13 protein-coding genes are annotated in these 11,770 nt (G+C 58.2%); 3 read left to right on the top strand and 10 right to left on the bottom strand.

Annotation, left to right across the window (positions count from 1 at the left end; genetic code table 11):
• Positions 1 to 87: 87 nt before the first annotated feature.
• Positions 88 to 954 (top strand): ABC transporter ATP-binding protein, encoded by an 867-nt coding sequence (locus tag AXW11_RS10035; RefSeq protein WP_091642605.1) that lies wholly within the window; start codon positions 88 to 90, stop codon positions 952 to 954.
• Positions 951 to 1,868, top strand: a complete 918-nt coding sequence (locus tag AXW11_RS10030) for a ferredoxin family protein (RefSeq protein ID WP_091642602.1) — start codon at positions 951 to 953, stop codon at positions 1,866 to 1,868. Before AXW11_RS10035 ends, AXW11_RS10030 begins: the two co-directional genes overlap by 4 nt.
• A gap of 34 nt (positions 1,869 to 1,902) precedes the next feature.
• Here AXW11_RS10030 and AXW11_RS10025 read toward each other — a convergent pair whose 3' ends face one another.
• Positions 1,903 to 3,990, bottom strand: a complete 2,088-nt coding sequence (locus AXW11_RS10025) for a TonB-dependent receptor (RefSeq protein ID WP_091642599.1) — start codon at positions 3,988 to 3,990, stop codon at positions 1,903 to 1,905.
• A gap of 170 nt (positions 3,991 to 4,160) precedes the next feature.
• Here AXW11_RS10025 and AXW11_RS10020 point away from each other — a divergent pair, with 170 nt between their 5' ends.
• Complete coding sequence (locus AXW11_RS10020; RefSeq protein WP_258955200.1) at positions 4,161 to 5,003, top strand: DUF547 domain-containing protein; 843 nt, start codon at positions 4,161 to 4,163, stop codon at positions 5,001 to 5,003.
• 29 nt (positions 5,004 to 5,032) lie between these two features.
• Here AXW11_RS10020 and AXW11_RS10015 read toward each other — a convergent pair whose 3' ends face one another.
• The 9 genes from AXW11_RS10015 to AXW11_RS09975 all read right to left on the bottom strand — a co-directional run bounded on the left by AXW11_RS10015 (position 5,033) and on the right by AXW11_RS09975 (position 11,582).
• Complete coding sequence (locus AXW11_RS10015) at positions 5,033 to 5,779, bottom strand: amino acid ABC transporter ATP-binding protein (protein WP_036201846.1); 747 nt, start codon at positions 5,777 to 5,779, stop codon at positions 5,033 to 5,035.
• Entirely contained in the window at positions 5,776 to 6,450 is a 675-nt protein-coding gene (locus AXW11_RS10010; protein WP_091642596.1) for an amino acid ABC transporter permease, read from the bottom strand. Before AXW11_RS10010 ends, AXW11_RS10015 begins: the two co-directional genes overlap by 4 nt.
• 26 nt (positions 6,451 to 6,476) lie before the next feature.
• On the bottom strand, positions 6,477 to 7,232 hold the full coding sequence (locus tag AXW11_RS10005) for an amino acid ABC transporter substrate-binding protein (protein ID WP_041332806.1): 756 nt from the start codon (positions 7,230 to 7,232) through the stop codon (positions 6,477 to 6,479).
• A gap of 59 nt (positions 7,233 to 7,291) precedes the next feature.
• Positions 7,292 to 8,626: a DsbA family protein gene (locus tag AXW11_RS10000; RefSeq protein ID WP_041332809.1), complete on the bottom strand. Its 1,335-nt coding sequence runs from the start codon at positions 8,624 to 8,626 to the stop codon at positions 7,292 to 7,294.
• Between the two features lie 18 nt (positions 8,627 to 8,644).
• A complete protein-coding gene (locus AXW11_RS09995; protein ID WP_041332810.1) occupies positions 8,645 to 9,316 on the bottom strand; it encodes a TVP38/TMEM64 family protein in 672 nt (223 codons plus the stop codon).
• Entirely contained in the window at positions 9,313 to 10,065 is a 753-nt protein-coding gene (locus AXW11_RS09990; protein WP_041332814.1) for a YiiX/YebB-like N1pC/P60 family cysteine hydrolase, read from the bottom strand. Before AXW11_RS09990 ends, AXW11_RS09995 begins: the two co-directional genes overlap by 4 nt.
• A gap of 81 nt (positions 10,066 to 10,146) precedes the next feature.
• Positions 10,147 to 10,557, bottom strand: a complete 411-nt coding sequence (locus tag AXW11_RS09985; RefSeq protein WP_041332816.1) for a hypothetical protein — start codon at positions 10,555 to 10,557, stop codon at positions 10,147 to 10,149.
• Between the two features lie 147 nt (positions 10,558 to 10,704).
• A complete protein-coding gene (locus AXW11_RS09980) occupies positions 10,705 to 10,968 on the bottom strand; it encodes a zf-HC2 domain-containing protein (RefSeq protein WP_041332818.1) in 264 nt (87 codons plus the stop codon).
• A complete protein-coding gene (locus tag AXW11_RS09975) occupies positions 10,962 to 11,582 on the bottom strand; it encodes an RNA polymerase sigma factor (protein ID WP_007154863.1) in 621 nt (206 codons plus the stop codon). The genes AXW11_RS09980 and AXW11_RS09975 overlap by 7 nt, the downstream gene beginning before the upstream one ends.
• Between the last annotated feature and the right edge of the window lie 188 nt (positions 11,583 to 11,770).

Raw genomic sequence — 11,770 nt, 5'->3', positions numbered from 1 at the left:
AGCAACTATGGGCTGATTTGATGGGGTCAATTTGATAATGAGAATGGGAGATAATATCATCTGACTTCACTCGAAAGCGACGCCAATATGCCCCTGAATCGACATTCCCCATCCCCGGACTACGATCGCCAGCCGCGACTGCGGGGTGACTCAGTGTGTGCGGGATACAACGGCCGGCAGGTGCTGACGAACGTGGATTTCACGGTGCATGAGGGCAGTGTCACTGTCCTGCTGGGGCCGAACGGCTCGGGCAAATCCACCCTGCTCAAAACCCTGGCCCGAACGCTGGCCCCCAGCGCTGGCAAGGTGCTTCTTGACGGCAACGACATCCATCGTCAGCCCACCCGCACCGTCGCGCAACAGCTCGGAATACTGCCACAGAGCCCCACCGCCCCGGATGGGCTGACCGTCAGGGAGTTGGTAGGGCTTGGACGTTTCCCCTATCAGAGCCTGATGCGCCAGTGGTCCCGGCACGACGAAGCCGCCGTTGAGGAGGCCATGGCCGTGGCGGACGTTGCGACGTTTGCTGACCGGCCGGTGGATGCGCTCAGTGGCGGGCAGCGTCAGCGCTGCTGGATTGCCATGGTGCTGGCCCAGGAAACCGATCTGCTTCTGCTTGATGAACCCACCACGTTTCTGGACCTGAAGGTACAGGTGGACCTGCTGGAACTGCTGGTATCCCTGGCGCACACACAGGGGCGGACGCTGTTGGTAGTGCTCCACGATCTCAACCTGGCGGCAGCCTACGCCGACCGGCTGGTAATGATGAAGGCGGGCCGGATTCTGCACGACGGCCCACCGGAGACCGTGTTTACCGCCGACAACCTCAAGCAGGTGTTTGATCTTGATGCCCAGGTCATCCGTGAACCTTTGGCGGGCCGGCCGGTTTGTGTGCCGGTAAAACGAACCGTGGCAGAGACCGCCTCCTTCAACTCTTCGGTGGCAACGACATGAGTGCCTCCGCCCATCGGTTCTGTGCTGTCGACGGTATTGAGGCCGGCGATCCTCTTGCCGGCACAGCAACCCATGCCGAGAGTAATCTTCTGATCAGTTGGCCGCGGCCGAAGTGGTCGCGAAGCCTGCGAATTGCCCGTGATATGGATGACGACCTGGCATCACGGGTCAACCGTCTTGCGGCCAGTGGTCGGCGGGTGAACCTGATTCACCAGCGTGGTCGGCCGGCGCTCAGGCACCGACTTTACCTATTGCCGGAAGGCCGCAGCTTTGACGTTGAGCGGCGTGACCTGCCGGCGTTTCTGGAGGCCCTGGAGTCCGGCAACGACCTGAGTGGGTGGGCTGGCACAGCGATGACGGCCTCCCTGGTGCTGTGTTGCACCCATGGCCGCAAGGACAAGTGTTGTGCCAAGTTTGGATATGCGACCTATCAGGAGCTCGCCCGTACAGTCGCAGACCGGGACCTGCCGTTTGAGGTCTGGGAAAGTTCCCATCTGGGCGGATGCCGGCTTGCGGCGAGCATCATGGTGTTCCCGTCCATGCGCAAATATGGCCGCGTTGCGCCGGAACAGGTGCTGCCTTTTCTGCAGCATGAGGCCGATGGCCTTCCCTACCTGCCCTGTTATCGTGGCCAGTCGCTGCTGACGCCTGCCCAGCAGTGCGCTGAAATCTCCGCCCTGGAGTGGCTTTCAGATAGAAACATCCGTGCGGCACTGTCAGTTGGTCCGGAAGCTTCCTGTGATGACAGCAAGGAGGTTGCGGTGCAAGTGGACTGGGCGTCGAATGATGATTCCGGGGCACTGACAGCCCGATGCGGCACCATGGAGGTCGTGCGCGTCGATACCTGTGCGGACCTGGACGAGGGCCCTACGGCGTCGCTTTGCTGGGTGGTAAAAAACATAAGGCCGCTGTGAGCGGCCTTATGTGTGGTGTTTACCTGTCCAACGTTTACCAGTCGACCCCATAAGTCACCATGACCGAGCGGCCCGGTGCAGCGGTGTACTGGGTGTCGAAATTATAGATCTGCGAGATCACCGGGAAGTAGTCTTCATTCAGCAGATTGTTGATGGCCAGGGTGATATCCCCGTTTCCGGTCCGCCAGGTGCTGGTCAGATCCAGAACCGTGAAGGACTCCACCTCGCCCTGGCCAAAACCGCTACCGCTAAAGCGGTCGCGATCACCTACGACCATGGCCTGCAGGCGATTGCTCCAGCGCGCAGTGGTATCGTGTTCCACATAGCCGGTGAGCTTGAGTGGCGAAATCCGGTTACCGGCAAGATAGGTGTCGTAGCTGCCATCATCGTCAGAATCGACTTTGCCTTCCATCCAGGTAAAGGTGCCGCCGGCACTCAGGTCGCGGGTGGGATAGGTGTTGAGCTCTGCCTCGAAACCGTAGATACGTTCAGGACTGCGCAGCACGGGAATGGGCTCGTCGGCGTTGGCTGCCGCGAGGCTGGTTCCCAGTTCCGACTCACTGTAGAACAGCGTCAGTGCAAGATCGGCGCGGTCCCAGACGGCCTCGGTGCCAACCTCGTAGTTGTCGACCACCTGTGGCTCAGGGCGGATCTGATCCAGCGATGTGCCCTGCTGGGGCTGGCGCAGGGTGCGGCCAATCTCCGGCACCGTGAAGCCCTGAGAGAAGCTGGCGGTTGCTGCCCAGACATCGTTCACCTGGTATCGGGCACCGGTATTGAAGACCGTTTCGCTGTACTCCAGCTCACCGCCTTCGACGTCTGCACCAAACACCGTGGTGTAGTCGTCCACCTCGAACCAGAATTTTTCGTAGCGGACGCCGGCATTAACGGTCCACTTCGGATTCAGCCGAAGTTCCGCCTGCAGGAACGGCGCCACACTGTTCTGGTCCATTTCAGGTACGAACGTCCGCCCGTCTTCCAGGGGCTGGGCCGTGGTTTCCATCAGTGTGTCCAGGCCCCAGAGCAACTTGGCGCCAGACATGACGTCAAACGGCGTCTCGAAGTCCAGACGGGAGCCGATGCGCTCCGATTCGGTCAGCGACTGTCCACCGCCGGGATAGAAGGTGGCGAAGTACCCGAAGCGGGTCATGTAGTCGCGATAATACAGCTGCGCACCCAGGGATGTGTCGCCGAACAGTTGCTGGTCGCTGTAGGTCAGGTTCACGTTCAGGTTTTCAGTGCCCTGATCCTCGCCACCCGGGTCGCCTTTGACGGCGCGGGTTTTCTGCTCGCCGTACACGCCCGCTTCAAGGACGTAATTGGTGTCCTGCTTGATGTCGTAGTAGCTGGTGGTCAGTTCCAGGCGCTTGTCGGCGTCCAGGTCGAAGCCGAGCTTTGCCAGCACGTCGAACTCGCGGGAGTCGGCAATGCCACCCTGGCCGTTCGGGTCCGGCGGGATGCGGTCGCCATCGGCATCGAAGACATTAGCGCGTTTTTCGTAGGAGCCTCGGAGCTGGTAGTCAAAGGCTCCTGAGCCACCGGTCACGCTCTGGGATAGCCCGAATTGTTCGCTGTCCTTGATGTGCTCGGTCGAGAAACCACCATTCAGTTCGGTGCGGTATAAGGGGGCGCCTTTCTCATTCTTGCGGGTGATGATGTTGATGATGCCGCCGGTACCGCCAAAGCCGTACACACCATTGGAGCCCCGGATTACTTCGATGCGCTCGATCGATGACGGGTCAATGGAGTTCAGGGAGTGAAGCCCGTCGCGCAGGCTGATGGTCTGGGGGATGCCGTCAATCAGTACGAACAGGTTTCGGCCACGCAGCGTCTGCGCCACACTGGTTAAACCGTGGGTAGAGGGCGACAGGCCTGGAACGGTTTTGGCCAGAATATCGCCCACGTTGCCACCCAATGAGGACTGTTTGTCGATGGCGTCGCGGTCAACCACGGTGACCGCACCGGGGTTGACGTTGAGGGAGTCGAGACCGCGAGTGGCGGTTACTTCAAGTGTATCAAGAGATTTCGGTGCCTGATCGGTGCCTTCCTGAGCAGTTGCGGTTGTGGCGCATCCAAGCGCGAAGATCAGGGAATAGCGAAGAGGGTTGGGTTGTTTGAACATGGTTCTCGGCACCTGATGGTTGTTTTTCGTCACGATGCGGAAACTAAACTAAATGTAATCGATTATCAATACTAATTGCATTGTAACAATGGCCGGCTTTTCGTGTCGGTGAAAGAGCAAAGTCGATGAACCTGTAGACCTGTGGAACCTGTAGATCTTTGGAGAGTGATGTGAACAAACCTGGACGATTGATAGGCCTGATGATGTTCGCCGTCATCATGCCGGTGACCGCTGCCGCCGCTGAAGCAACGTTTGACCCGTTTCAGCGTCTGCTAACACAGTACCTGACAGAGTCGACAACGACCGAGGGTGGCCTGGTTTCCGCATTTGACTATGAGGCGGCCCTGGCCTCATCGCAGACCGACGGCCTGCTGGCGGATCAGCGTGACCGTCTTGCAGATTTCGATCCCGGCACCCTCGATGGCGAGGCTGAATCCGTCGCCTTCTGGCTCAACGCCTATAATTTCTTCATGATCGACCAGATCCTGACTGAGCGACCGGACGGAGAACTCGTCGACTCGGTCTGGGACTACGGCGGTCGCGTCAATCCCTTTGTGGACAGTGTTTTTGACCGGGAAAAATTTGAGATAGGCGGACAGGAATACAGCCTGAACCAGATGGAGAAAGATATCCTTCTTGGGGAGGAATACGCAGATAAAGGGTGGAAAGACGCGCGGGTACACTTCGCGGTGAATTGTGCGTCCGTTGGCTGCCCGCCATTGCGGGAGACTGTCTACACGGCTGACAATCTGGAAAACCTGCTGGCAGAGAATACCCGGCGTGCGTTCAATACGGATCGGCATCTGAGGATAGATACTGATACAGCGTATGTCACCGAACTGTTCAAGTGGTACGCGACGGATTTCGAAGAGGCATCGGGAACACCAAAGGCGTTTATCAGGGCCTGGGCGGATGCGTCAGTGGCGAGTCGCGTCGCGCAAACGTCTGCGATGGAGTACATCGATTACGACTGGGCGCTTAACAAGCCCGACAATTTTTCTGAATTCCGATAATCGGTGTTGGTCGGCCCGACGACTGCCGTTCATACCGGATTGGTGGCCAGGATTTTCTTCAGAAAGTCCTTGGTTCGTGGGTCCTTGGGATTATGGAAAATCTCACTGGGAGGCCCCTGCTCCACGATTCGACCTCCGTCGATAAAGATCACACGGTCGGCCACGTCCCGCGCGAAGGACATTTCGTGGGTAACCACCATCATGGTCTGGCGTTCCGAGGCCAACTGTTTCATCAGCCCCAGCACTTCTTCCACCCACTCGGGGTCGAGTGAAGAGGTGGGCTCGTCAAACAGGATGACTTCCGCGCCCGTCGCCATGGCACGGCCGATACCGACCCGCTGTTGCTGTCCGCCGGACATGGACGCCGGATAGGCATCTGCCTTGTCGGCGAGGCCGATCCGATCAAGTATCTCCCGTGCGCGCTGGTAGGCTTTTTCTTTCGGCCAGCGATCCACCACGAGCAACCGTTCCGCGATGTTCTGCAACGCGGTCTTGTTGGAGAACAGGGCATAGTTCTGGAAAACGAACGCGGTTCGCCGGCGCATGGAGAGAATGTCCGCGCGGCTGGCGCGGTTCACGTCCACGGTCAGATCACCCACGGTCATGGTGCCTTTGGTGGGTTGTTCCAGAAAGTTGACGCAGCGCAACAGGGTGGATTTTCCGGTCCCTGAGGGACCGATGATCACCACGATCTCACCTTCTTCGATGGCGAGATCGATGCCGTCGAGAACCACGGCCTTGCCAAAATGTTTGCTCAGTGATTCCAGTTTGATCATCGGCTGTAGGCCTTGTTCAGACGGATTTCCAGGTAGTGCTGAAGCTTGGAGAGCATCTCAACGACGATCCAGTACATGATGGCGGCAACAATGAAGGCCTCGAAGTACAGGAAACTGCCGGCGGCCTCTTTCTGGGTGGCACCCATCAGCTCGGTAACCCCCAGGGTAAATGCCAGGGAGGTGGCCTTGATCATGTCGATGAAGTAGTTCATCAGCGTGGGCAGTGCCACACGTGTGGCCTGGGGCAACACTATCCGTCGCATCAGCTGGCCGTTGGTCATGCCGATCGACAGGGCGGCTTCGGTCTGGCTGCGGTCCACACCCACGATGGCGGCACGTATCGATTCCGCCATGTACGCCGAAAAATGCATGGTCAGGCCCATGATGGTCGCCGTAACGCCGTCTATGACCGTCAATGCACTGACCAGTTGCGGCAGCCCGTAATAGAACAGGAACAACTGCACCAGCAGCGGAGTGCCCCGGAAAAAGGAAATGAACACGATGGTCAGCTGATTGAGTACCGGGATGCGCAGCACCCGGACGATGGCGAACAGGCAGGCAAGGATCAGCGCCAGCACCATCCCGACGCCGGCCAGTTGCAGGGTGAGGGGCAGGTACCCGAGCAACACAGGTACCAGCCCAAGCATGTATTCGACGTTCAACACGTCCATAGCGAGTCAGGCCTTGGTGGCGCCCCTCAGGGCTGGGTGATGTCGGTGCCGAACCACTTCTCTGAAATGGAGGCCAGGGTTCCGTTGTCACGCAGGGCTGCCAGGGCCGCGTTTACTTCATCACGCAACGCTCGTCCGGCGTCCGTGTCGCGAAACGGGTAGGCGTTGGTGATCTGGGAGAACGTTGGGCCGGCGAGCTCCAGCGGCAGTGGCTTCTCCTTGATGATCTGGCTGGCACTGACCCGGTCCATAACGAAGGCGTCCACGCGACCCAGAGCGGTATCACGCTCCAGATTGCTCTCATAGGTTTTGATGTTGATTTGGTCTGCATAGGGCAGTTCCCGCAACAGGGCCTCGAAGTTGGAGCCCAGATTCACCGCGACGGTTTTACCCTTCAGATCTTCCACACCCTCGACCTCGGTGTTGCCTTCCTTGGTCACTACCTGAGCACCGTCATAGACATACGGTTCGCTGAAAATGTAGGCCTTCTGGCGCTCCTCGGTGATGGTGATCTGGTTGGCAACGGTGTCGATGCGCCCGGATTCCAACATGCCAAACAGGCCTGAGAAGTTGGCGGTCTGGTACTGGATTTCACGCCCCATTTCCTTGCCAATTGCGTTCATCACATCAACTTCAAACCCTTTGAGGGTATCCTGCTCCACAAAGGTAAACGGGAAATACTGGCCGGACATTCCGACTCTCAAGGGGTCTCCCTGGGCAAGAGCCGGAGCACTTACCATCATGGATACGATGATCAACGAATGAATCAATAGTGTTTTCATAGAACCTCCTTCCAGAGTTTGTCGCCTTCACGGCCCACGTTGGGACGAGCATGGAGTTATCATACGCGCCCTTGGCGTTTATTGAGAGTCGCGGTAGCCGCGACGATGCTCTTTTCGATCACCCACAACCGATCCTGCCCCCAACAGCTGACCTCCCCGTAACGGAAGCTGGGAACGCCCCATAGCCCGCAGTCATACATGGCTTTGCGGTTGTTCTCCGCCCACTCACGCCAGCTTTGATCGTTCAATAAAGCCTTGGCTTTCTGCCAGTCCAGGCCGGCTCGTTCGACGATCATTTTAAGACCGGCATCGGTTTCGGAGCGGATGCCTTCGGCATTGACGGCCCTGGCGTAGGCCAGCATGTAGTCGGTCTCGCGACCGAGTGAGCGGGCGTATTCGAACAAGGCATAGCATCTTTCCACGCCCGGCCCCAAAGGATCGGCGACGAAACCATACGGAATGCCCAGTTTGTTGGCCTCCCTTTTGGTGTCGTGGAAGATGTACCACTTTTTGGCATCCGGTACCGACTGCCCGCGCATCAACATGGGCAGAACCGGTCTCAATTGAAGAGGAATATTCCACGCCTTGGCCAACTGGACTGCTCGCTCCAGGCTCAGATAGGAGTATGGGCTGCGGATGGAAAAGAAGACCTCAAGGGTGGTGGTCGCTCGATGGCCGTCAGCCGGGCTGGGGCTGCTACTCATCAAATCGGACCATGTGCGCGTGAAAAGGACCGCATCGGGGACGTCCCGGTTCAGTCCCTGTTCGTTTAGACGCCGCTCAAGATGATCCAGGCGGTCCACACCCCAGAACCATTCACCCAGGTACCTCGTCATGCTGCCTTGATAGTGCCCTAGCCTCCGGAGCAACCGTTCATTCTCGGACAGCTGTGCGTGGTCATACCTTGCGGGCGCTGTGTCCGGTGGCGAGCCGGAATGTGAATGCCATAGATCTTCCAGCACACGCACGGCGGTTATCAGCCCTTCACCGGTTTTTTCTGCATTGAGCAGACGGGCCGTGGCTGTCGTCAGTTCGGTCTCGGAGGGCGCCGTTGGCCGGTCTGGAGGCGTGAAGCCGTATAGTTGTGCGAGCCTTGTAGCGTCCTGTTGCGCCCAGGTGCGCCAGAGAGCCGGCTCGGGGTACATGTTGTCGTCCAGTTGCCAGACAGTATGGACCCGGAAACGCACATAAAAACGTTCCTGTAGCTGGATAAGCGCCTGCAACAGGGGCAGCCCAAATGGGTCACGGGGGTTTACGAACACCTGGACAAGATCGCTCTCACCCCGCGTCTTTGCCCGTAGGTTGTGAAGGGATCGTTGCAGAGCGTATCGGGGCGCACTGGAAAGGGCACGGGCGAGCCAGGGCATAACATCGGCTTTGACCGGACGGCGCATAAGGTCGTCTCTTTGTTGTTATTGGTTAAGTTGAAGCCAGCGCGCCAGCTGCGAGCCGGGGTTTCGGCTGATGGACCACGGCAACCATACCATCACTGCCAGGATAATCGCGCCTGCGGCGACGGTAAGTACCGGATTCAACGTGAACGTGTTCCCCAGGCCTGCAAACACCACCGTCATTGGCAGCATGCCAACGAAGGTGGCAATCGCAAAGCGCCAGGCGCGTATGGCAGTGACGCCGGCGGCGTAACTGATCAGGGCGAACGAGAAAACGGGTATCAGCCGGGTCAGCAGGATGGCAATGGTGAGAAAGCGTTGCGAGCCATCCCGTGCAAGCACAGGGTTGTCCGGAAAACGTTTGCAGATCACCTCGCGTCCGAGGCAACGGGCAACCCAGAACGCCGCCATGGCGCCCAGCAGGGCACCGGTTGCTGCAATGGCGGTTCCCTCAAGCACACCAAACGCCAGACCTGCGGTTGCACTGACCGGAAGGGTGGGAATCGGGCCTATCACAACCGCCATCGTCATCAGCAGCATCAGCAACAGTGGGCCGGCAGCCCCCTGGCTTTTCAGCCATTGTGCAAGGGCATCTGGAGACAGGTCCGCGGGTATTCCCAATATCTGCAGCAGCCACCAGGCACCTGCCAGGGCAGCCATTACCACAACAACGATGGCGATTCTCAGTGTCATTCCGCCCACCGGAACCCCCGGTAATCAAACCCTTGTTCCAGTGTGGGTTTAACGACGTCGAAATACGGGGAGGCGTCGAAATCCCGGGGCGCAAATAGAGAATGGTGGCGAATCCGGAAGTACTCGCGTTTTTGCGCGTCGCAAGCCGGATCACCTTCTGATTCGGACAGGCTTACGGGCAGTATCGGGTAACGGAGGGCCTGGAATCCCTCGGCGATGAATGTGGAGCAGATCGCCCGCGTGGGATCACCGCTGCCAAGGGCCAGAAGCGAACGTCGGTAACGGGACGGTACCGGTGGCGTCGGGCACAGGTAGCGTGCCAGATCCCAGACGTTTTTCAGATCGTACTGGTGGCCGAGCCGGCTTTTCGAGTAATCCACAAGCTTGTCGATATCATTGTCAGTGAGTCCGACCGGGCGACAGATGCGGGTATGGGTGTTGCGGTATGCCGACAACGAAAGCGGGCGAATACCTTCCTCAAGATCCGCCTCGATCAGTACATGTGGCTCGCCATTGCCGGCGGCGCCAAGGCCCGCGTTCGGTCCCAGGTAAAGGGCGGCGTGCGACCAGGTTGACTGAGTCAGGTACTTGATGGCCACACTGATTCGCGTATTTCCCTCCACCAGTAAAACGTCGCCGGGCTGAAGAGTTTTTTCCAGGGCCTCCCAGGCGGAGGTGCGCACCGAGTGTTGGGTGACCTGTTTTGAAAGATAGGTGGTCAGGCGCCGTGACAGCCAGTTCAGTAGCATCGGTACTCCGGTTGTTGGCGGTAGGTTGATAGCAACAAGGACAAACAACCGGACTGACTGTTACAACGCCCTGGCGCCGTTTTACGCAGCATTGGGAGCCGGTTGCCTCGAAAGCGTAAGCGTATCGTAATCACGAAGCAGATACAGCGCCGCGCATGCGGCGAGCATGGGCCAGGCCGCAAAGAACAGGAGGTTATCGAAAGGCTGCAGGTATTTCGCGAATGAGGACAGGGTGGAAGCACCGTGGAAGATCAGGAGTGCGCCGTAAGTCCAGGTTTTCAGAAGGCCAGCAACAAACATCAGTATCAGCACAAGTTGTGCGATGCCGATGAGGTAGACGGCTGTCTCGCCAAGGCCATCGAGCCCGTAGAATGAATCGAAAACCTTGATAGCGTGCTCGGGCTGAACCAGTTTATCCAGGGTCCAGACCAGAAAAACAACGAAAACACCAAGTCGAAGTAACAGCAGGGCAAGGGGTAACTGCTTGGGCATTCCATATCTCCTTTCGAATTTTGAATGATCGTTCCAGAGACAGAGCGGCGGTGTGGGAGTTCCATTGGCAAGCGAAAAGAGTGGTTCTGTCAGAGCCTGGTGTAACGTCCGGAAGGGGCGGGTGTCGTTAAACGAAAGCGAAGAGCATCACGGGTCCGACGTGTCGTTTCCGGAGTGCCGAGCGTTGAGCGACTCACTGACACGTTCGTCAATCCGGCGTACCAGATCTTCGTCCAGCTGCTGGCTCGAGTGGGCGTTCATAAGCTCTATGCTGGCCCGCAGGCTGCCAATGAAGCTACGACATCGACCGCACATCAGCAGGTGCATTTTCACAGACATTACTTTCCCGGTGCCCAACTCACCGTCAATGTAATCACTGGCGATGCGAGCCAGATCCCGGCACATTAACATTCGCCTGTCTCCTGAAATGTCTCAACCATCAGAAAGATTTTCTGCCGTGCCCGATGCAGGAGCACGCGCAGGTTAGAGGCGCTGACATCCAGAATGTTACACACGTCGTCGGATTTGTGCTGATGCGCTTCGTACAACATCAATGCTGATCGCTGCGTTTCCGGCAGTGCGGACAGGTGTCGATCAAGGCAGTCGCTCAGTGCACCGTTCTCCATCAGTGCCTGGGCGGACTCATTGGTTTTCAGGCTCGGCGGTGTGGCCCAGCGACCATTGGGCGCAAAGCGGGCGGCGAGGTCCGGGTCCAGCGCTTCCGAAAAATCCGCGTTCACTTCCCGCTTCGTCTTTCGGAGATGATTCTTGGCCCGGTTTGCCACGATACGGTGCAACCATGTCTTCAGGCCGGAACGGCCCTCAAATGTCTGAACGGCGTCGATAACCGTCACCCAGCAATCCTGGACAATTTCCTCTGCCGAGGCGTGATCAAGGTAAAAGCGGGCGACGGCCATCATGCCAGGGGTGTATAAACGCACAGCCTCGCGAAAGGCGCCCTGGTTCCCCGACTTCAGGCCGGTGATGAGGATGTCGTCGTCAGATTGGTGCGTTGTGGTTTCCATTCCGTATACCCCAGGACACCCGCGTTAGAGCGTTGTTATAAACATGTTATTGGACATCCAGAGCGGCCTGGACAATGGTATGTCTATAGTCGCAGCCATTAGTTCCAGTAATGATGAGTCACTGCTCAAAAAAATTTTAGACCCTGGCTGCTGTAACATCCAGCGCTTTGGCGTGTCTCTCAGAGCAA

The sequence above is a fragment of the Marinobacter sp. Hex_13 genome, from assembly GCF_001566815.1.
In the GTDB taxonomy this organism is placed as follows: Bacteria; Pseudomonadota; Gammaproteobacteria; order Pseudomonadales; family Oleiphilaceae; genus Marinobacter; species Marinobacter salarius.
This window is presented reverse-complemented; position numbering and strand designations above follow the sequence as displayed.